Here is a 20,829-nt window from a genome sequence, read left to right on the forward strand (position 1 = left end):
TTCCCACCAGCGCGGGATGGAAGCGGAATCAGTCCACGGTCGCGCCGGATTCGCGGACGGCCTGCCCCCAGCGGGCGATATCGGCCTGGTGGACAGTCCGGAACTGCTCCGGCGTCGTCGCGGTCGGGGGCACGATACCCTGGCTGTCCACGAGCCAGGAGCGGAAGCCGGGCTCCGAGATGATGCGATTGATCTCGGCGTTCATGCGCCGCTGGATCGGCTCGGGCAGGCTGGGCGGGGCGAGGACTGCGTACCATGTGCTGCTCTCGAAGCCCGGCAGGTTGCAGGCCTCCGCCATGGTCGGGACGTCCGCGACGGCCGAGACCCGGCCGGCCGTGGTGACGCCGAGGGCACGGACCTCGCCGGACTGGATCAGGCCGAGGGCGGGGCCGACCTGGTTGAAGAGGATATCGACGTCGCCGTTCAACAATGACGTGACGACCATCGGCTGGCCGGCGAAGGGGACGTGCAGCAGGTCAATCCCCGCGGCCTTGGCGAAGCGCGCGCCGGCGAGGTGCGTCGAGGCGCCGTTTCCCGTGCTGCCATAGGTGAAGGCGCCGGGCCGGGCGCGGGCGGCGGCCATCACGTCCTGGCAGGTGCGCCAGTCCGGATGCCGCTTCGGGTTGACGAGCAGGATGTTGGGCACGTCGCCGAGATGCGCGATGTGCGTGACGTCGCGGAACACGTCGAAGCCGAGGTTGCGGTAGAGCGCCGCGTTGATCGCGTGGGTGCCGGCCGTCGCGAGGAGGAACATGTATCCGTCAGGGCGCGCGCGAGCGACGAGGGCGGAGGCGATGTTGCCACCCGCGCCGATCCGGTTGTCCACGATGACGGGAACGCCCAGGGCGCGGGACAGCGGCTCTGCTAGGCGGCGCTGGTAAAGGTCCACGCCGGAGGAGTTCGGGAAGCCGCCGAGGAGCGTGATCGGACGGTTGGGCCAGTTGTCTGGCGCGGCACCCTGGGCCGCGGCGAGGCCGGGCAGCATCAGGGCGGTGAGCAGGAGCAGGGTGCGGCGCATCGAGGCACTCCGTTCGGGTTGGTGGCAGGCTAGGGTGGAATGGCGTCGCGTGGAACACTGCGTCTCACGGCGCTGCCACGTGCAAGCGATCCCTCCCTCGCGCGGCGCGCGGGCCTATGATCCCGCGGTTGGTCAGGGGATCGGGCATGCAGGGCGTGGCGCGAGGCGGGAAGGCGGTCTACGGGGCGGCGCTCGGCATCCTCATGCTGGAGGCACGGTTCCCGCGCATCCCCGGGGACATGGGCAACGGGGAGACTTGGCCCTTCCCGGTGCTGTTCCGCGTCGTGCGCGGCGCATCGCCGGAGAAAGTCGTGCTTCAGGGCGCGTGCGGGCTGCTGCCGGACTTCATCGCGGCGGCGCAGGACCTCGTCGCGTTGGGGGCAGAGGCGATCACGACGAACTGCGGCTTCCTGTCGCTGTTCCAGGCGGAGATGGCCGAAGCAGTCGGCGTGCCCGTCGCGACGAGCAGCCTGATGCAGGTGCCCTGGGTGCAGGCGACGCTGCCGCCGGGGAAGCGGGTGGGAGTCGTCACGGTGTCCCGCGGCAGCCTGACGGAGGCACACCTGCGCGCCGCGGGCGTGCCGCTGGACACGCCAGTCGAGGGCACGGAGGACGGGCGGGAGTTCTTCCGCGTGCTGATCCGGGCGGAGAAGGAGGACATGGATGTCGGGCTCGCCGAGCAGGACATCCTGGAAGCCGGCGAGCGCCTCGTAACGCGCCACCCGGAGGTCGGCGCGATCGTGCTGGAATGCACGAATATGCCGCCCTACGCCGCCGCGCTGCGCGAGCGCATCGGCCTGCCGGTCTACGACATCTATTCGATGATCGCGTGGTTCCATGCGGGGCTGCGGCCCCGACGGTTCGCGGCGCCCTGAAACGCAAAACGCCCCGGCCTTGCGACCGGGGCGTTCAGTTCCCGCAGGGGTGCGGGGATCAACTGTCCTTCAGGATCACGGCTTGGCGGCCACGCTGGCCGTCGCGAACCTCCAGCCCGACCTTCTGGCCCTGCTGGACATCCTGCACGCCAGCGCGCTGCAGGACGGAGGAGTGCAGGAACACGTCCTGGCCGCCATCCTCCGGCGTCACGAAACCAAAACCGCGGACGTGGTCGAACCACTTGACCGTGCCGTTGACCGAGTAGGTCGGGCCGCCCTCGTCACGGTTGAACTCGCGGCGCGGCGGCGGACGGTCGCCGAAATTGCCGCGGGGGCGCCGAAGCCGCCACCACCGCCGCCGAAACCACCGCCGCCACCGAAGTCGCGACGCGGAGGACGATCGCCGAAGCCACCGCCGCCACCGCCATAGCCGCCGCCGCCACCGAAGTCACGACGCGGGGGACGATCGCCGAAGCCACCACCGCCGCCGCCGCCGAAGTCGCGGCGCGGGGGCCGGTCACCGAAGTCACGACGCGGGGGCGATCACCGAAGCCGCCACTGCCGCCGCCGCCGGCTCCGCCGCCCGGCCCGGGCTTGAGTTCGACGATGCGGGTGACGAGGCGGCGACCCTGGCGGTCCGTGCCGATCTCACACACCAGCTTGTCGCCGGTGTCGGCCGACTGGAGCCCGGCCTGGGCGAGGGCGGAAGCGTGGAAGAACACATCCTGTCCGTCCGGTCCGAGCACGAAGCCGAAGCCCTTGCGCCCGTTGTACCACTTCACTTCGGCTTCGGTCGTTGCGCCGCCGCCCTGCTGTTCGTCTTCGAAAGACACTGGTTATCGTATCCGCAGATCACTTCGGCCCAACGACGTGTAGGACCGGCACCTCACGATGGCACGGTCCCCGGGGGAACGCTAGCCGAATCGCGCCGGGCTGTACGGAGCCGGATCAATCGGCGGTGATTCACCCGCGAGCAGGGCGCCGACGACCTCGGCGGTCCTCGGGCCCGCGACGAGGCCGACATGGCCGTGGCCGAAGGCCAGCAGCACGTCGGGGGTTGAGCGCGACGGGCCGATGCAGGGCAGGCCGTCGGGCATGGACGGGCGATGGCCCATCCAGAACTTCACCCGACCGGCCGGCAGGTCGCGCGGGAGGTTCGGGAAGGAGCGGAGGAGGTGGTCGCGCAGGATCTCGGCCCGGCGCCAGTTCGGGGCGGCCTCCAGGCCGGCGATCTCCACCTGCCCGGCGCAACGCAGGCCCTGGCGCGTGCGCGTGATGCTCATCTTGCCGTCGGAGGGCATGAGCGGCGTGCGCGGCCCGGTCTCCGCGTCGAGGACGAGAGCGTGGTAGCCACGTTCCGTCTCCAGCGGGACGGGCGAGCCCACTGCGGCCGAGAGTGCCTTCGACCGCGCGCCGGCGCAGATCACCGCCCGGTCGGCCGCGATCTCGCCGGAGGCCGTGCGCACGGCGCGGAGGCGGCCGGCTTCGAGGTGGAAGGCCGTCGCCGCTTCGCGCCGAAACTCGGCGCCTTCGGCTTCGGCCTGCGCGACCAGTGCCGCGACGTAGGCGCCGGGGTCGAGACAGTGGCCTCCCTCCTCGACCAGCACGCCGAAGCCGTAGCGGCGGTCCAGCTCCGGCTCACTCTGCCGCATCTCGTCCGGGCCCAACTCGGTCCACGTGATGCCGACCTCGCTCCGGATGCGCCAGGACATGGCCTCCGCCTCGAACTCGGCGCGCGACGGATAGATGTACATGAGCCCCGAGCGGTCGCGGATCAGGTCGGGGACGCCGGCGTCCTCCGCCAGGCGGCGGTGCAGCGCGGGCGCGTCCTTCAGGATTGCGCGCAGTCCCCGGGCCGTGCGCAGCACGCGCGCCTCGGTCCAGCCGGAGAGCAGGTAGCGCGCCAGCCAAGGCAGCACGCGCGGCAGATAGGAGGGCCGAATGGAAAGGGGGCCGAGCGGGTCGGCCAGGTAGCCCGGCACCTTGCGCCACAACCCCGGAGTAGCGGGAGGGATGACTGACATCGGCGAAAGCCAGCAGCCATTGCCGTAGGACGCGGCCTGCTCGCCGCCTGGCGTTCCGGGATCGAGAATGGTGACGCGGAAGCCGCGGTACAGCGCCTGCAAGGCCGTACAGGCACCGACGATCCCTGCGCCGATGATCACGACGTGCGGCCGGGTGGGGTCCCCCTTCCCGGCCGTCATGTCGGCCAAGGCGCTCAGGCCGCGTCGGCGACGGCGCGCTTGGCCATGACGGTGACGAGGTGCGCGCGGTACTCCGCGGAGCCGTGGATATCGCTGTTCAGGCCATCCGCGGGCTGCTTCACGTTCGCGACCGCATCGGGCGACCAGCTGGAGGAAAGCGCCGCCTCCATCTCCTTCTGCCGGAAGACACCGGGTCCCGCGCCGTTGACGACGACGCGCACGCCCTTCGGGCCCTTCGCGACGAAGACGCCGGTCATGACATAGCGGGACGCGGGGTTGCGCATCTTCGCGTAGCCCGCCTTTTCCGGCACGGGAAAGGAGATGGCCGTCAGCAGTTCGCCCGGCTCCAGCGCAGTCGTGAACATGCCGAGGAAGTAGTCGTCCGCCTCGATCCGGCGGCGGTCGGTGATGAAGGTCGCGCCGAGGGCGAGTGCCGCCGAGGGATAGTCGGCGGCGGGGTCGTTGTTGGCGAGCGAACCGCCCATCGTGCCGCGGTTGCGGACCTGCGTGTCGCCGACGAGGCCAGCCATCTTCGCGAGAGCCGGGATGCCGGAGACGATCTGCGCGTCATGCTGCACGTCGCGGTGCTTCGTCATCGCGCCGATGACGATGGCGCTGCCCTCCCGCCGGATGCCCTGGAGTTCGGCGATGCCGGAGAGGTCGACGAGCGCCGACGGCTTGTCCAGCCGGTGCTTCAGCGCGGGCAGCAGCGTCTGGCCGCCGGAGATCGGACGGGCGTCCGGGACGGTGGATAGCAGCTTGACGGCGTCGGCGACCGAGGTCGGCTTGTGGTAGGCGAAATCGTACATCCGGCTTCCCCTATTCCGCGGCCATGCGCGGGGCGTTGGCGTGGATGATGCCCCAGACCTTCGCGGGTGTCGCGGGCATCTCGATGTGCTGGATGCCGGTGTGGCGCAGGGCGTCCACGACGGCGTTGATGACGGCGGGCGGCGAACCGATGGCCCCGACCTCCCCGCAGCCCTTCACCCCCAGCGGGTTGTGGGTGCAGAGCGTGGTGTGGGTCGCGACGTCCACGTTCGGCAGGTCGTTCGCGCGGGGCATGGTGTAGTCCATGAAGGAGGCGGAGAGCAGCTGGCCCTGGTCGTCATAGGCCGCCGCCTCCAGCAGCGCCTGGCCGATGCCCTGGGCGACGCCGCCCTGGACCTGCCCTTCCACGATCATCGGATTGATGACGCGGCCCACATCGTCAACCGCGGTGAAGTTCACGACCTCCACCCGGCCCGTGTCCGGGTCGATCTCGACCTCGCAGATGTGGCAGCCCGCGGGATACGTGAAGTTCTTCGGATCGTAGAAGGCGGTCTCGTCGAGCCCGGGCTCGATCTCGTCGATCGGGTAGTTGTGCGGGACGTAGGCCGCCAGCGAGATCTCGGCGAGCGCCTTCGCCTTGTCCGTGCCGGCGACGCGGAACATCCCGTCCGTGAACTCGATGTCCTCGACCGAGGCTTCCATCAGGTGCGCCGCGATCTTCTTTCCCTTGGCGACGATCTTGTCCATCGCCTTCATCATCGCCGAGCCACCGACGGCGAGCGAGCGGCTGCCATAGGTGCCCATGCCGAAGGGGATCTTGTTCGTGTCGCCGTGCACGACGTCCACGGCATCCACGGAGATGCCGAGCTTGTCCGCGACGACCTGGGCGAAGGTCGTCTCGTGCCCCTGGCCGTGGCTGTGCGTGCCGGTGAGCACGGTCACGCTGCCGGTCGGGTGCACGCGGATGGTCGCGACCTCGTAGAGGCCTGCGCGGGCGCCGAGGGCGCCGACGACGGCGGAGGGCGCGATGCCGCAAGCCTCGACGTAGGTGGAGATGCCGATGCCCCGCAGCTTGCCGCGCGCGGCGGCTTCCTGCCGGCGCTGCTCGAAGGTGGCCCAGCCTGAGGCCTCCAGCGCCTGGTCGAGCGTCGCGTCGTAGTTGCCGCTGTCGTATTCCAGCGCGACGGGGGTCTGGTAGGGGAACTGGTCGGGGCGGATGAAGTTCTTGCGGCGCAGTTCCACGCGGTCGAAGCCCGTCTGGGCCGCGGCGACGTCCATCAGCCGTTCGAGGAGATAGGTCGCCTCCGGCCGGCCAGCGCCGCGATAGGCGTCCACGGGCACGGTGTGGGTGAAGACCGCCTTGACCTCCGCGTAGACCACGGGCGTGCGGTAGCAGCCCGCAAGGAGCGTCGCGTAGAGATAGGTCGGCACGGCCGGCGCGAAGGTCGAGAGGTAGGCGCCCATCGCAGCCTTGGTGCTGACCTTCAGGCCGAGGAAGATGCCGTTCTCATCCAGCGCCAGTTGCGCCCGCGTGACGTGGTCGCGGCCATGGGCGTCGGACATGAAGGCCTCTGTCCGGTCCGACGTCCACTTCACCGGGCGCTTCAGCTGCGCCGCGGCCCAGGTGCAGAGCGCTTCCTCGGCGTAGTGGAAGATCTTGGAGCCGAAGCCGCCGCCGACGTCCGGCGCCACGACGCGCAGCTTGTGCTCGGGGATCTTCAGGACGAAAGCGCCCATGAGCAGTCGGATGACGTGCGGGTTCTGCGACGTCGTGTAGAGCGTGTGCTCGCCCGTCGTCGGGTCGTAGTCACCCAGCGCGACGCGGGGTTCCATCGCGTTGGGAATGAGGCGGTTGTTCATCGTCTCGAAGGTCACGACATGCGCGGCGCCCGCGAAGGCCGCGTCGGCCTGGGCCGGTTCGCCGATGTGCCAGTCGTAGCACAGGTTGCCCGGTGCATCGTCGTGCACCAGCGGGGCGCCGGGCGCGAGGGCGGCGTCGGGTGTGGCGACGGCCGCCAGGGCTTCGTAGTCCACGACGATCGCCTCGGCCGCGTCACGGGCCTGGGCGCGGGTGTCCGCGATCACAGCCGCGACGGGATCGCCGACGTGCCGCACCTTGCCGATCGCGAGGATGGGGTGCGCCGGTTCCGCCATCGCGGAGCCGTCCTTGTTCTTGATTCCCCAGCCGCAGGGCAGGCCGCCCAGGCCAGCCTTGTCCATGTCCGCGCCGGTGTAGATCGCGCGTACGCCGCGCATGGCGGAGGCGAGGGTGGTGTCCACGGATTTGAGCCGCGCGTGCGGGTGCGGACTCCGGAGGAAGTGGACGTAGAGCTGGCCCGGACGGTTCATGTCGTCCGTGTAGTTCCCGCGTCCCGAGAGGAAGCGAAGGTCTTCCTTGCGCTTCACACTGGCGCCGATGCCCTGGAAGGGCGTGATGACGTTCATCGCGACGTCCCCCGATGTCTCGTTCGTTCTCTCCCGTGGCGGACCGGGCGTTGGCCGCCCTGGCCCGCCGGGCGCGGTCCGGCCGTGCCGCTCCGCGCCGTCGCCGCCCGCTATTCGGCGGCGCGCGCCAGTTCCGTCACGCGGCCGTGCATCAGGTCCTGGGCCGCGGCGATCGCCTTGACGATGTTGTGGTAGCCCGTGCAGCGGCAGAGGTTGCCCTCGAGGCCGTCGCGGATCTCGTGTTCCGACAGGCCCTGCGGGTTCTTGGCGACGAGGTCCACGGCGGACATGACCATGCCCGGCGTGCAGAAGCCGCATTGCAGGGCGTGGTATTCGCGGAAGGCCTCCTGCATCGGGTGCAGGGTACCGTCTGGCTTGGCCAGGCCTTCAATCGTCGTCACATCCGCGCCGTCGCACTGGACGGCAAGGATGGTGCAGGACTTCACGCTGTCGCCGTTGATGTGCACGACGCATGCGCCGCACTGGCTGGTGTCGCAGCCCACATGCGTGCCGGTCAGCCGCAGCTTCTCCCGCAGGAGTTCGACGAGGAGGGTGCGGCCCTCCACGTCCACGGTGTGACCGGCGCCATTCACGGTGATCGAGACCTGCGGCATTCGCCTTCCCCCCGGGTTCACTGCGCGGCGCGGGCGCCGCGAACTCGACCGGCAGGGTCGCCCCGGGACCGGCGCCGCGTCAAGCCGATCAGCGTGTCAGATCAGGGACTTGACGAATGCCGCGGTGATCAGGTGGTCGGGCCGGTCCGCGGCACGCTGGCCGGCGCGGCCGTCGGCGCGGGATGAGGCGCTTCCGGCCGCGGGTCAGCAGGACCATCAGCCCGAAGCCCAGGGTTCCGATCGGCCAGACGATCCAGATCACCCCGAGCGCCAGCGTCCCGAACAGGCCGGCGCCGAGGGCTACCTCCGGGTTCGGGGCGCTGACGAAGTTACCGACGAGGGAGCATGTGCCGAGGGTCACCAGGAGCATCGCACCCTGGAAGATCCAGAACACCCACTTCACGAAGACGCCGAAGGGGCCCCGCTGCTCGCGCACCTCAAGCATGACCGGGGCAGCCACGGATCAGACCGCCAGGAGCGAGGCGCCCTTGGCGCCGGAGAGCGGGTTCTGGTCCGGCGGCAGGTCGTGCAGGTGGCAGGCGGCCGTGTGGCCCGCCTCGACCGCCGCCAACGGTGGCTCTTCGACGCGGCAGCGGTCGAAGACGTAGCGGCAGCGGGTGTGGAAGCGGCAGCCCTTGGGCGGGTTGATCGGGCTGGGGACGTCGCCTGTCAGGATGATCCGTTCCCGCTGCGCGCCCGGCATGGGCTGGGGCACGGCGGAAAGCAGTGCCTCCGTGTAGGGATGCTTGGGCGCCGCGAAGAGGGAACGACGCGGCGCGACCTCCACGATCTTGCCGAGGTACATGACGGCGACGCGATGCGTCATATGCTCGACGATCGCGAGGTCGTGGGAGATGAAGAGGAGAGCGAGGCCGAGTTCCGACTGCAGGTCCTGCAGCAGGTTGACGATCTGCGCCTTGACCGAAACGTCGAGGGCCGACACGGCCTCGTCGCAGACGATCAGGTCGGGCTCAGCCGCGAGGGCACGGGCAATGCCGATGCGCTGGCGCTGGCCGCCGGAGAATTCGTGCGGCCAGCGCCCGATCGCGTCGCGGGGCAGGCGGACGCGGTCCATGAGCTCGCCGAGCTTGCGGTCGAGGTCCGCTCCGTCCTTCGCCAGGCGGAAGTTTCGGATCGGCTCGGCCAGGATGTCGCGGACGCGCATCCGTGGGTTCAGGCTGCTGAACGGATCCTGGAAGACGACCTGCACGCGGCGCCGCAGCGGCCGCAGCGTCGCCTGCGACATCTGGTCGATGCGTTGGCCGTCCAGCACGACCTGACCCGCCGTGATGTCGAAGAGGCGCAGGACGGCCTTGCCGACGGTGGACTTGCCGCAGCCGGACTCGCCGACGAGGGACAGGGTTTCGCCCTTCGCGATCTCGAAGGAGATGCCGTCCACCGCGTAGACGTAGCCCGTGGTGCCGCCGAGGAAGCCGGCGCGAATGGGGAAGTGCTTCTTCAGGTCGCGGACGTCGAGGAGCGCGCTCATGCTGCGACGGCCTCCTTCACGGCATAGTGGCAGGCCGCGACGTGGCCCGGCGCCTTGGCTTCGAGTGCCGGCGCCACCTTGCGGCAGAGGTCGGTGACGTATGGGCAGCGGGTCGCGAAGACACAGCCATCGATCCGCCTCTTGAGGGAGGGCACGAGCCCGGGAATCTCCGAGAGGCGCGTCGCCTCGCCCGTCAGGGAGGAGCCGAGCTTCGGCACGGCGCCGAGAAGCCCCTGTGTGTAGGGGTGCTTCGGGCCTCGGAAGAGGGAGCCGACCGGCGCCTCCTCCACCTTGCGGCCGGCGTACATGACGATCACGCGCTCGGCAACTTCGGCCACCACTCCGAGGTCGTGGGTGATGAGGACGATCGCGGCGCCGACCCGGTTCTTCAAATCCCGCATGAGGTCGAGGATCTGCGCCTGGATCGTCACGTCGAGGGCCGTCGTCGGCTCGTCCGCGATCAGCAGTTTCGGGTTGCAGGCCAGCGCCATGGCAATCATCACGCGCTGCCGCATGCCGCCGGACAGCTGGTGCGGGTATTCGCGGACCCGCCGCTCCGGCGCGGGTATGCCGACGAGCTTCAGCATCTCGACTGATTTCGCCTCCGCCGCGCGGGCGTCGAGACCCTGATGCAGGCGCAGCGTCTCCCCGATCTGGCGCCCGACCGTCAGCACGGGATTCAGCGAGGTCATCGGTTCCTGGAAGATCATCGAGATGTCGTTGCCACGAATGGCCCGCATCTCCTTGTCCGACAGGGTGAGAAGGTCCCGCCCCTGGAACCGGATGGCACCCGCGATCTTGCCCGGCGGCTCCGGAATCAGGCGCAGGATGGACATGGCTGTGACGGACTTGCCGCAGCCCGACTCGCCGACGATCGCGATCGTCTCGCCGGCGTCGACGTGGAAGGAAACGCCGTCCACCGCGCGGTTAACCCCGTCCGGCGTGCGGAAATGGGTCTGGAGGTTCTCGACCGAGAGGAGCGGTGCAGCCATCGGCCTCAGACCCGCTTCGCCATGCGAGGATCCAGGGCGTCCCGCAGGCCGTCGCCGAGCAGGTTCACGGCAAGGACGGTGAGCGACAAGAAGATCGCGGGGAAGAAAACGATGTAGGGCTTCACCTGCCAGAGGGCGCGGCCCTCAGCCATGATGTTGCCCCAGGACGGGATGATCGGCGGCGTGCCTGCACCGATAAAGGACAAGATGGATTCCGCGATCATTGCGGAGGCACAGATGTAGGTCGCCTGCACCGTGATCGGGGCGAGCGTGTTCGGCAGGATGTGGCGCCAGACGATCATGAAGGTCGGAGTGCCCGCCGCGACCGCGGCATCCACGTAGGGTTGCTCGCGCAGGCTGAGCACGACGCCACGGACGAGTCGGGAGACGCGCGGGATCTCGGCGATGGTGATGGCCATGATGACGTTGCTGACCGAAGCACGCGTCAGTGCCATCAGCGCGATCGCCAGCAGGATGGACGGGATGGACATCAGCCCGTCCATGATCCGCATGATGATCGTATCGGCCCAGCGGATGAAACCGGAGAAGAGGCCGATGGCGAGACCGACGACCGAGGACAGGATCGCGACGGAAAAGCCGACGAGGAGGGAGATGCGCGCACCATAGAGAACACGCGAGTAGACATCCCGCCCCAGCATGTCCGTACCGAACCAGTACATCACCGAAGGCTCGCGGGTCCGGCGCGCCGGCGCGAGAGCCGTCGGGTCTGTCGTCCAGAGCAACGGCGCGAAGACCGCGATGAGGAGGATGACCAGGAGCAGCGACCCGCCGATCGCCGTCGTGGGATAGCGGCGGAGGAAGCCGATGAAGCCCTTCGCCGGTCGGATGGCGGGCAGAACGTCGGGCTGCGGCGGAGCCGCGGCGACGTCGCCCGGCCGTTCCAGGATGGCGCTCAATACCGGATCCTCGGGTCGAAGAGGGTGTAGAGCAGGTCGATGCAGAGGTTCACCAGCACGTACACGAAGGAGAAGAGGAGGATGACGCCCTGAATCACCGGGTAGTCCCGCCGGAGGATGGCATCCACCGTGAGACGCCCGAGGCCCGGGATGGCAAAGACGCTCTCCGTCACCACCGCGCCGCCGATCAGCAGGGCGACGCCGATGCCGACGACCGTCACGATGGGCACGGCCGCGTTCTTCAGCGCGTGAAGGAACAGGATGCCGCGCTGCCCCACGCCCTTCGCCCGGGCCGTGCGGATGTAGTCCTGTTGTAACACTTCGAGCATGGTGGCACGCGTGATCCGGGCGATGAGCGCGATGTACACGCCCCCCAGCGCGATCGCCGGCAGGATCAGGTTCTGCACCCAGGCGCCGAGGCCCCGCGAAAGCGGCGTGTAACCTTGCACCGGCAGCCATTCGAGTTCGAGCGCGAAGACGTAGGCCAGCACGTAGCCCACGACGAAGACCGGCACCGAGAAACCGAGGACTGCGAAGGCCATCACGCCGCGGTCCACCCAGGTCCCCGCCTTCCAGGCCGCGACCACGCCGAGCGGCACTGCGATCGAGACCGCAAGGATCAACGTCAGGACCATGAGCGACAGGGTCGGCTCGATCCGCTGCGCGATCATCGTGGAGACCGGCAGGTTGGTGAAAATCGAGACACCGAGGTCGCCGTTCAGGATGTTCCAGACCCACTCCCCGAAGCGGACGAGGTAGGGCCGGTCCAGGCCGAGGCTGGCCCGGATCCGCTCCACGTCCGCGGGCGTTGCCTGGTCGCCCGCGATCACCGCCGCGGGGTCACCGGGGGAGATGTAGAGGAGGCTGAAGACGAACAGCGCCACCACCGCCATGACGGGGATGGTCGCGATGACCCTTCGGATGACGTAGGCGAACATCAGCCCCCTGCCCTTCCGGTCATCAGGTCTTCGACACGCCCCAGGGGAAGGGAATCGGGCCCTTCACGACGCCGGATACGCGGCGGTTCCAGGCCTGGTAGGCCAGGAAGAAGCCGGTCGGTGCGTAGACGACGTTGTCCATGGCGGCGCGGTTCAGGCGTCCGATCACCTGGCGCTCCTCTTCCAGGCTCGTCGCGGCAAGCCAGTTCGGCACCTCCGTCTCGACGGCGGGGATGTTCGGCCACCCGAACCAGGCACCGTCCCCGTTGGCGCGCACGGCATTGTACAGCACCGGGTTGATGGCGTCGGCGCCCGCGTGCCACGTGTGGAACATGCTCCAGCCGCCCTGGCCCGGCGGGTTCTTCATCGCGCGCCGCTGCCCCGTTGTGCCCCAATCCGTCGCGACGAAGTCCACGTTCATGCCCATGCGCTTGAGCAGGTCCGCCGTCACGTCGCCCATGGCCTTCGTGATCGGCTGGTCCTGCGCGACGATGCAGGTCACCGGTTCGTTGTTGTAGCCGGCCTCGGCAAGCAGGCGCTTCGCCGCGTCGAGGTTCCGCGGGCCCTTGAGGATGTCGCCGCCTTCTTCCGTGTAGAGCGGCGTTCCCGGCGTGAAGAAGCCGGGGAGCGGCTTCCAGAGGTTCCGGTCCTCGCCCACCAGGGCGGTCATGTAGTCTTCCTGGCTCATCGCCATCAGCACGGCGCGGCGGATGCGCACGTCGCTGAACGGCTTGTGCAGGTGGTTCATCCGGAAGGAGCCGATGTTCCCGAGCGGATCGGCGATGTCCACCATCAGGTTCCGGTTGCGCCGGAGCTGCGGGATCAGGTCGGTGATCGGCGTCTCCCACCAATCCACCTCCCCGTTCTGCAACGCGGCCGAGGCGGTGGCGGGGTCCGGCATGATGGTCCATTCGACGCGGTCCACCAGCATCCGCTTGCCGCCGGCCAGCCAGCTCGCGGGCTCGTCGCGCGGCACGTAGCCATCGAACTTCTGGAAGACCGCGCGGGCGCCGGGCACCCATTCGTTCGTCACGATCCGCATGGGACCGGAACCGACGTACTCGTTGATCTGCGTGAAGCTGTCGAAGCGCGTCGCGATCCGCTCCGGCATGATGAAGCACATCGGCGTCGCATTCTTACCGAGCGCCATGAGCATCTTCGGGAAGGGCTGCTTCAGGACCCAGCGTAAGGTCCGGTCGTCCACCGCGACCAGTTCCTGGTTGATGGCGCGCAGGAGCTGCCCCATCGGGTCGCGCGGCATCCAGCGGTTGATGGAGGCGACGACGTCGCGCGCCCGCACAGGCTCGTTGTCATGGAAGCGCAGGCCGCTTCGGAGCGTGAAGGTCCAGGTCAGGCCGTCGGAGGACGTCGTCTCGCCCTCGACCATCTGGCGCTGCGGGCGCAACTGGTCGTCGAAGCCGTAGAGGGTATCCCACACCATGACCGCGGCGTTGCGGACGACGTATTGCGTGCCCCAGATCGGGTCGAAGTTCGCGAGGTTGGCCTGGGGGACGAAGCGCAGCGTCCGGGCGTTGGCACCCTGGGACAGCGCGGGCGCCGCGATCCCGGTGGCGGCCAGTCCGGCTCCGGCCTTGAATAGGGTACGACGGTCCATCGCGTTCTCTGTCCCCCAGAAAGGCCGGCTTCGCCGTGCCCGAAAGCCCCGTCCGCGGCGCAGACTGCCGCAGAAACAGGCACCGCGCCAGCCTCGGCCCCGCGGTGCCCGCTCCCGCACTCGCTTGTGCACGGCGCGTGCCAGGGGTGCGGTTAGCCCTTCGCGATGTTCCAGAAGACGGTCGCCGGCGCCTTGAACGCCCCGGTGACGTTCCGTCGCCAGGCGCTGGGCTGCCAGTAGTAGCCGAGCGGGACGTAGGGCAGGACCTCCATGGCCCTGGCGTTCAACTCGGCCCCGATCCGCCTGCTGGACGCCTCGTCCGGTGCGTCCAGCCAGGCTGTGCGCAGCGTCTCGATCCGGTCGTCGGTCGGCCAGCCGAACCACGCATTCGCGCCGTTGGCGCGAAGGAACAGGTGGATCGTCGGCACGCCGAGGTCCGTGCCGGAAGACGTGGTGTGGATAATGCTCCACCCGCCCCGGTCCACCGGCTCCCGGCTCGCGCGCCGCTGGACGAGGGTGCCCCAGTCCGTCGCGACCACCTCCAGGTTGAAGCCCATGCGCCGCAGGACGTCGGCGGTGACGAGCGAGAGGGCATTGATCTGCGGATAGTCGCTCGGCGTGAGGAGCACGACCTTCTCCCCGGCATAGCCAGACTCGCGCAGCGCCGCGCGGGCACGGTCGAGGTTCCGCACCTTCATCACGTCGTTGCCCTGCTCGCTCGCGAGCGCGGAGCCGCAGGTGAAGACACCCTCGCAGACGCCCCAGGCCTGTGCGTCCTCCCCCGCCACGGCGCGCAGGTAGTCCCGCTGGTCCACCCCCATCGCGAAAGCCCGGCGGACCGCGAGTTTGTCGAAGGGCGGATGCAGGTGGTTGAAGCGCGCGACGCCGTAAGTTCCCTCAAGCAATCGCTGCTCCACGACCACGTCGCGCGACCGACGCAGTAGCGGAAGCAGGTCGTGCAGCGGGTATTCCCAGTAATCCTGCTCCCCCGTGACGAGGGCGGAGGCCGCGGTCGCCGAGTCGCTGATGACCGTCCATTCGATCCGGTCGAGCCTCGGGACCCGCCCGCCAGCGAGGCCGTCCGGCGGCTCTTGCCGGGGCTGGTAGCCCTCGAAGCGGGTCCAGACGGCGCGCTGCCCCGGGTTCCACTCGCCCTGCACGAAGCGGAAGGGCCCGGATCCCGAAGCGTCGCGCACCTGCTGGAAGGGGTCGGTGCTCGCCACGCGCTCGGGCATGACGAAGCAGGGGTTTTGGCTCTTGCCCATCGCGAGGGCGAGGAAGGGAAAGGGCTTCTTCAGCCGGAACCGGAAACGCCGGTCATCGAGAGCCGCGAGTTCATCCACCTGCGCCCAGAGCGCCTGTCCGAACGTGTCGCGCGCCGCCCAGCGGCGGATGCTCGCGACACAGTCGGCGGCGCGCACCGGTTGGCTGTCGTGAAAGCGGAGCCCGTCGCGCAGGGCGAAGGTCCAGGACTTGCCATCGTCCCCGATCTCCCAGGATGCCATCTGCGGCCGCGGTGTCCCCACCGCGTCCACTGCGCAGAGCTGGTCATAGACGAGGTAGGCGTGGTTCCGCGTCACCACCGCCGTCGTCCAGACCGGGTCGAGGCTGGTCAGGTTGGCCTGCGGGATGACGCGCAGCGTGCGCGCGGCCGTGTTCTGCGCGATGGCGGGGGCCGCGGGCAGCGCCGCGGCGGTGAGCAGCAGGTCGCGGCGACGAATCATGGTGCCCTCTCCGTTCAGGTCCGGCGGATGCCCCAGAAGATCGCGAAGCCCTTCACCCGGTCGGCCAGGTCGCGCCGGATGCCGGTGAGCGACTTGTAGGCACCGACGGGAATGTAGGGCACCTCCTCCATTGCGACGCGCTGGATCTGCTCGGCGATCCGCTTCTGCTCCGCGAGGTTCGGGGCGAGGAACCACTCGTCACGGAGCGTCTCCAACGCCGGCATGGTCGGCCAACCTGGCCAGGCGCCCGCGCCGTTGCCGCGCAGGGGGAAGTGTGCGGACGGGTCCACGAAGTCGAAGGACGAGAAGGACGTGAACAGCATGGACCAGCCGCCATTCGCCACGGCTTCGCGGCTCGTCCGGCGCTGCACCGTCGTACCCCAGTCGGTCAGCACGATGTCGGCGTTGAAGCCGAGACGCCGGACGAGGTCCGCCCCGACCTGCGTCATTGCGGCGGGCGCCAGGATATCCGTCGGCCCGATCACGCGCATCGGTGCGTTCGTGTAGCCGGCTTCCCGCATCAGGGCGCGGGCGCGGTCCAGGCTGCGGGGACCCGTCAAGGGTTCCAGCCCCGCTTCCGTCGCGAGCGGCGTACCCGGGGTGAAGACGCCGGTCCGCGTGTTGAACAGGCTCTCATCCGTGCCGACGATCGCGGTCATGAAATCGGCTTGGCTCACCGCCGGCAGCATGGCCTGCCGCATGCGCTTGTCATTGAACGGCGCGTGCAGGTGGTTGAACCGCATGATGCCCGTGAGTGGGAGGGGGTCGATCTCCTCAACCGCGAGGGCGCGGTTGCGGCGGATCACTTGCTGGATCTCCGGCGGCGGCTGCTCGTACCAGTCGATCTCTCCGGTCTGCAGCGCGGCCGCGGCGGTGGAGGCGTCGGTGATGATGTTCCACTCGATCCGGTCGAAGAAGGCGCGCTTGGGGCCGGCTGTCAGGCTCGGCGTGCCAGCCGGCGTGGGCGAATAGTCCGGGTTGCGCTCATAGACGACGAGGCTGCCGGTGTTGAACTCGTCCGCCTTGAAGCGGTAGGGGCCGCTGCCCACGGTATCGCGGATCTGCTGAAATGGGTCGGTGCGCGCCACGCGTTCCGGCATGACGAAGGCCGGGCCGTTGCTGACCTGCGCCAGCGCGGAGATGAGGTACGGAAAGGGCCGCTTGAGCCGGAACTGGATCCGGCGGTCGTCCAGCGCGCCAAGCTCGTCCACGAAATCCTCGAGCTTCTGGCCCGAAGGTGACCGCTTCATCCAGCGCCGGAGGCTCTGCACCGCGTCGGCGGCGCGGACCGGCTCGCCGTCATGGAACTTCAGGCCCGGGCGCAGGGTGATGACAATGCGGCGGCCCTCATCCTCGACGACGTGGCCCTCCGCCATCTGCGGCTGCGGCCGGAACTCCGCGTCCATGCCGTAGAGCGTGTCGTACACCATGTACCCGTGGTTGCGGGTGATGTTCGCGGTGGTCCAGACGGGGTCCAAGCTCGTCAGGTTGGCCTGCGGCACCATTTTCAACAGCCGGCTCCGCGTGGGCTGGGCGAGCGCCGGCGCGGCGATGGTGGCCGCGCCGAGCGCGGCACCGGCGAAGAGGTCGCGACGACGCATCATCGGGGCAGGCCTTCCTTCATGGGCGCGAGATGACAGCAAGACGGGCCGGCGGCGCGCAACCCCGGGCAGGCCTGGGCCTGCCCGGGGGTCGGATCAGGCCGACTTCGTCACGCTCCAGAACAGCGGCATGCCCTTCGGCACGTTGGAGACGTTCCGGCGGTAGGCCGTTGCCTGGAAGTACTGGCCGAGCGGGAGGAAAGGCGCCTCCTGGAACGCCACCCGTTGGATCTCCTGGGCGACGCGCTGCTGGCCCGGCAAGTCCCCTGCGTCGAACCACTGCGTCCGCAGTTCCTCCAGGCGGGGGATCGTCGGCCAGCCGAACCAGGCCTGCTGCCCGTTGCCGCGCAGCGCCTGCGATACCCCGGGGTTGAACATGTCCAGCCCCGCCCAGAAGGTGAAGAAGACGCTCCAGCCCCCCTGGTCCGGCGCGTTCCGGTTGGCGCGGCGCTGGACCACGCTGCCCCAGTCGGTGGAGACGTATTCCACGTTCATGCCGGCACGTGTGAGCATGTCCCGCCCGACCTGCGCGAGGGCGTTGAGCGACGGGAAGTCGGAGGCCGCGATCAGCACGACCTTTTCCCCGTTGTAGCCGGCGGCGGCCAGGTCGCGCTTGACCTTGTCCATGTCGCGGGGCGCGGTGAGCGCGTCCAGCCCCGCGTCATTCGCGAGCGGCGTGCCCGGCGGGAAGAACCCGACCTCGTCCTTCCACAGCGACCGGTCGGTGCCGATCACCGCCGTCATGTAGTCGCCTTGCACCACCGCCCCGAACAGCGCGCGACGGATCGCCGGGTTGTTGAACGGCGCGTGCAGGTGGTTGAAACGCAGGATGCCGCACAGGCCGGTCGGATCGGGGATCTCCATCACCACGTTGCGGTTGCGGCGAAGGACGGGCTGCAGGTCCGCCGTCGGCTGCTCCCACCAGTCCACCTCGCCGTTCTGCAGCGCGCCTGCGGCCGTGGCGGCATCGGGGATGACCTGCCATTCCACGCGGTCGACGTTCACGCGCTTCGGACCGGCGGTCCAGGACGGCTCACCCTCTGTGCGCGGGACGTAGTCCGCGAAACGTTCGTAGACCACGCGCGAACCGGGCACCCTCTCGTTCCCTACCCAGCGGAACGGCCCGCTGCCGATCATGTCGCGGATCGCGGTGTTCGGGTCGGTCTGTGCGATCCGCTCCGGCATGATGAAGCACACTGGTGTGGAAGGCTTGCCCAGCGCTTCGAACAGCAGCGGGAAGGGCTTGTTCAGGCGGAACAGGATCGTCCGGTCGTCCGGCGCGACGAGTTCCGCGACCTGCGTCATCAGCACCTGGCCCAGCGCGTCGCGCGCCGCCCAGCGCCGGATGGAGGCGACGGCGTCGCGCGCCCGCACCGGCTCCCCGTGGTGGAACTTCAGGCCCTGGCGCAGGCGGATCGTGATCCGCTTGCCGTCCTCCTCGACGCTATGCCCCTCGGCCATCTGCGGCTGCGGCTTGTAGTCCGCATCGAAGCCGTAGAGCGTGTCCCAGATCAGGAACCCGTGGTGCCGCGTGACGTAGGCCGTCGTCAGGATGGGGTCGAGGACGGTGACGTCCGACTGCGGGATGAAGCGCAGGACTCGCGATGCGTTGGCCTGCGCCAGGGCCGGCCGGGACAGCCCCGCCGGCAGCGCGGTCAGCAGCGGGACGCCCGCGGCGCCAGCCAGCAGGTTGCGACGATGCATGGGTATATCCCCTCGGCGTGAGCTTCTCCGGGCATGCAGGCAAGCAGGGGTGCCACGGGCGCGCAAGCCCCACGGGACCGCTTCACAGGGCCGCGACCCCGCCCTAGACCGCGGGCATGACCGCCCTTCCCTCCACCGTCGTGCTCGCGCAGTTCCTGCGCTTCGGCGTCGTCGGCACGCTGGGCTTCGTCGTGGACACGGCCGTCCTCTACGCGATGCTCGCCCTCGGGGCCGGCCCCTACCTCGGCCGGATCCCCGCCTACCTCGCTGCGGCGACGACGACCTGGGCCCTGAACCGGCGGTGGACCTTTCGGCAGACGGGCGGCGGCGCCGGGCGGCAATGGGCTACCTTCGTCGTGCTGAACCTCGGCGGCTTCGTGCTGAACTACGGAACCTACGCGGCACTGGTCCGCTACGTCCCCTTCGTCGCGGCCAACCCCGTGCTCGGCGTCGCGGCGGGTGCGCTGGCTGGCATGACCGGCAACTTCCTACTCTCGCGCCGCTACGTGTTCCGGCAGGCGGTGGTGCGATGACCGGGCCGCGCGTGGCCGTCCTGATCCCCTGCCGTGACGAGGCGGCGGCGATCGGCGCGGTGGTCGCGGGCTTCCGCGCCGCCCTGCCGGAGGCCACCATCTACGTCTACGACAACAACTCGACCGACGGCACCCGGGCGATGGCGGCGGCCGCCGGGGCCACCGTCCGGTCGGAGCCGCAGCAGGGCAAGGGCAACGTCGTCCGGCGCATGTTCGCGGACATCGAGGCGGACGCCTACATCCTTGTCGATGGCGACGATACCTACGACCCAGCCGATGCGCCGGAGATGGTGCGGCGGCTCGTGGACGAACGGCTCGACATGGTGACCGGCATCCGCGTGACCGATGCCGCCGCGGCCTACCGGCCGGGGCATCGCCTCGGGAACCGCGTCCTCACCGGCGCCGTCGCCCTCCTGTTCGGGGATCGGGTGACGGACATGCTGTCCGGCTATCGCTGCTTCTCCCGGCGTTTCGTCAAATCCTTCCCTGGGCTGGCCGCGGGCTTTGAGACGGAGACGGAGTTCACCGTGCACGCGCTGGAGCTGCGCCTCCCGGTCGGCGAGTTCCCGACGGCATACCGCGAGCGCCCGGCGGGCTCGGTGTCCAAGCTGCGCACCTATCGCGACGGCTGGCGGATCCTGCGCCTCATCGCCGCGCTCGTGCAGCGGGAACGGCCGCGGCTGTTCTTCGGCGCGGCCGCCGCCGTGCTGTTGCTGATCGCCGCCGCCCTCTTCGAACCGGTTATCTCGACGTACCTGCGGACCGGCCTCGTGCCGCGGCTGCCGACGTTCCTCGCCTCCGTCGCGCTGCTCGTCCTCTCCTTCCTTTCCCTGACATGCGGCCTCGTCCTCGACACGGTGACGCGGGGACGAATCGAGGCGAAGCGCATCGCCTACCTCGCCCTTCCAGCCTTCGAGGCGCCGTCACCGTGACGCTGCGCGGCCCCAGTTGCCGGAAGAGCTCCGGGCCGCACCACGCTGTGCCCCGCGGCAACCGATGGGACGTCGTCTAGCCGAGCCGAACCGGCGCATGCCACCCTCACGCGCAACGAACCCGGAGTGTCCAGATGAGCCAGGAACCGACCCTCTTCGCCGACGGCATGACCGAGGCGAGCGTGCGACACGGCGTCGCTCGCCTCACCTTCGCGACCCAGTCCGGCGAGGGCCAGGCAACGGGCGGCTTCGTCGTCGCGATGCCGCTGGGCCAGGTTCCGAACGTCGCGAACGCCCTCATCCGCCTCCTCCGGGAACTCGAAGCGAAGGCGAAGGAGGCGCAGCAGGGCCAACCGAACGGTACCGCCGCTGTGCCGAGCGGGCTCCGCTTCGAGACGTGATCCGACGCGGCGTCCGGATCGCCGGGGCCGCCCTCGCCATTGCGGGAGCACTCCCGCAG

General features: G+C 69.6%; 19 protein-coding genes and 1 pseudogene. 4 read left to right on the forward strand and 16 right to left on the reverse strand.

Annotated features, from left to right (window positions below; translation table 11 throughout):
- Positions 1–28: 28 nt before the first annotated feature.
- A complete protein-coding gene (locus ACE7GA_RS21630; protein WP_376091376.1) occupies positions 29–1,018 on the reverse strand; it encodes a Bug family tripartite tricarboxylate transporter substrate binding protein in 990 nt (329 codons plus the stop codon).
- Positions 1,019–1,164: 146 nt separating this feature from the next.
- On the opposite strand from ACE7GA_RS21630, the gene ACE7GA_RS21635 reads away from it, so the two are divergent.
- A complete protein-coding gene (locus ACE7GA_RS21635; protein WP_376091379.1) occupies positions 1,165–1,893 on the forward strand; it encodes an aspartate/glutamate racemase family protein in 729 nt (242 codons plus the stop codon).
- Between the two features lie 58 nt (positions 1,894–1,951).
- On the opposite strand, the pseudogene ACE7GA_RS21640 reads toward ACE7GA_RS21635, so the two are convergent.
- The 15 genes and pseudogenes from ACE7GA_RS21640 to ACE7GA_RS21710 all read right to left on the reverse strand — a co-directional run.
- Positions 1,952–2,137: pseudogene (locus ACE7GA_RS21640) on the reverse strand (cold-shock protein); the annotation flags it as partial.
- A 37-nt stretch (positions 2,138–2,174) separates the two neighbouring features.
- Positions 2,175–2,726: a cold shock domain-containing protein gene (locus ACE7GA_RS21645; protein WP_376091382.1), complete on the reverse strand. Its 552-nt coding sequence runs from the start codon at positions 2,724–2,726 to the stop codon at positions 2,175–2,177.
- 81 nt (positions 2,727–2,807) lie between these two features.
- The gene (locus ACE7GA_RS21650) at positions 2,808–4,097 is read right to left on the reverse strand and encodes an NAD(P)/FAD-dependent oxidoreductase (protein ID WP_376091385.1); all 1,290 of its coding nucleotides are present in this window, start codon (positions 4,095–4,097) and stop codon (positions 2,808–2,810) included.
- 14 nt (positions 4,098–4,111) lie between these two features.
- Positions 4,112–4,906 (reverse strand): FAD binding domain-containing protein, encoded by a 795-nt coding sequence (locus ACE7GA_RS21655; protein ID WP_376091388.1) that lies wholly within the window; start codon positions 4,904–4,906, stop codon positions 4,112–4,114.
- A 10-nt stretch (positions 4,907–4,916) separates the two neighbouring features.
- Positions 4,917–7,310, reverse strand: coding sequence for a xanthine dehydrogenase family protein molybdopterin-binding subunit (locus ACE7GA_RS21660; protein ID WP_376091391.1), 2,394 nt, complete (start codon positions 7,308–7,310; stop codon positions 4,917–4,919).
- A gap of 110 nt (positions 7,311–7,420) precedes the next feature.
- Complete coding sequence (locus tag ACE7GA_RS21665; RefSeq protein WP_376091394.1) at positions 7,421–7,924, reverse strand: (2Fe-2S)-binding protein; 504 nt, start codon at positions 7,922–7,924, stop codon at positions 7,421–7,423.
- 88 nt (positions 7,925–8,012) lie between these two features.
- Complete coding sequence (locus tag ACE7GA_RS21670) at positions 8,013–8,384, reverse strand: hypothetical protein (RefSeq protein ID WP_376091397.1); 372 nt, start codon at positions 8,382–8,384, stop codon at positions 8,013–8,015.
- 3 nt (positions 8,385–8,387) lie between these two features.
- Positions 8,388–9,413 carry an ABC transporter ATP-binding protein gene (locus ACE7GA_RS21675; protein ID WP_376091400.1) on the reverse strand — a complete coding sequence of 342 codons (1,026 nt, stop codon included), beginning with the start codon at positions 9,411–9,413 and terminating at the stop codon, positions 8,388–8,390.
- Positions 9,410–10,405, reverse strand: a complete 996-nt coding sequence (locus tag ACE7GA_RS21680; RefSeq protein WP_376091403.1) for an ABC transporter ATP-binding protein — start codon at positions 10,403–10,405, stop codon at positions 9,410–9,412. Before ACE7GA_RS21680 ends, ACE7GA_RS21675 begins: the two co-directional genes overlap by 4 nt.
- A gap of 5 nt (positions 10,406–10,410) precedes the next feature.
- Positions 10,411–11,322, reverse strand: coding sequence for an ABC transporter permease (locus tag ACE7GA_RS21685; RefSeq protein ID WP_376091406.1), 912 nt, complete (start codon positions 11,320–11,322; stop codon positions 10,411–10,413).
- Positions 11,319–12,260, reverse strand: a complete 942-nt coding sequence (locus tag ACE7GA_RS21690; RefSeq protein ID WP_376091409.1) for an ABC transporter permease — start codon at positions 12,258–12,260, stop codon at positions 11,319–11,321. Before ACE7GA_RS21690 ends, ACE7GA_RS21685 begins: the two co-directional genes overlap by 4 nt.
- Positions 12,261–12,282: 22 nt before the next feature.
- The gene (locus tag ACE7GA_RS21695) at positions 12,283–13,875 is read right to left on the reverse strand and encodes an ABC transporter substrate-binding protein (protein ID WP_376091412.1); all 1,593 of its coding nucleotides are present in this window, start codon (positions 13,873–13,875) and stop codon (positions 12,283–12,285) included.
- 152 nt (positions 13,876–14,027) lie between these two features.
- Complete coding sequence (locus ACE7GA_RS21700) at positions 14,028–15,599, reverse strand: ABC transporter substrate-binding protein (protein WP_376091414.1); 1,572 nt, start codon at positions 15,597–15,599, stop codon at positions 14,028–14,030.
- Positions 15,600–15,613: 14 nt separating this feature from the next.
- Complete coding sequence (locus tag ACE7GA_RS21705; protein ID WP_376100467.1) at positions 15,614–17,200, reverse strand: ABC transporter substrate-binding protein; 1,587 nt, start codon at positions 17,198–17,200, stop codon at positions 15,614–15,616.
- A 96-nt stretch (positions 17,201–17,296) separates the two neighbouring features.
- A complete protein-coding gene (locus ACE7GA_RS21710) occupies positions 17,297–18,904 on the reverse strand; it encodes an ABC transporter substrate-binding protein (protein WP_376091417.1) in 1,608 nt (535 codons plus the stop codon).
- Positions 18,905–19,020: 116 nt separating this feature from the next.
- Here ACE7GA_RS21710 and ACE7GA_RS21715 point away from each other — a divergent pair, with 116 nt between their 5' ends.
- The 3 genes from ACE7GA_RS21715 (at position 19,021) to ACE7GA_RS21725 (ending at position 20,770) form a co-directional block, all read left to right on the forward strand.
- Positions 19,021–19,437 (forward strand): GtrA family protein, encoded by a 417-nt coding sequence (locus ACE7GA_RS21715; protein WP_376091420.1) that lies wholly within the window; start codon positions 19,021–19,023, stop codon positions 19,435–19,437.
- Positions 19,434–20,369 carry a glycosyltransferase family 2 protein gene (locus tag ACE7GA_RS21720; RefSeq protein ID WP_376091423.1) on the forward strand — a complete coding sequence of 312 codons (936 nt, stop codon included), beginning with the start codon at positions 19,434–19,436 and terminating at the stop codon, positions 20,367–20,369. The genes ACE7GA_RS21715 and ACE7GA_RS21720 overlap by 4 nt, the downstream gene beginning before the upstream one ends.
- A 134-nt stretch (positions 20,370–20,503) precedes the next feature.
- A complete protein-coding gene (locus ACE7GA_RS21725) occupies positions 20,504–20,770 on the forward strand; it encodes a hypothetical protein (protein ID WP_376091426.1) in 267 nt (88 codons plus the stop codon).
- The last annotated feature ends 59 nt before the right edge of the window (positions 20,771–20,829 follow it).

Origin of the sequence: Roseomonas sp. CCTCC AB2023176 (assembly GCF_042259275.1) — a bacterium.
In the GTDB taxonomy this organism is placed as follows: domain Bacteria; phylum Pseudomonadota; class Alphaproteobacteria; order Acetobacterales; family Acetobacteraceae; genus Roseomonas.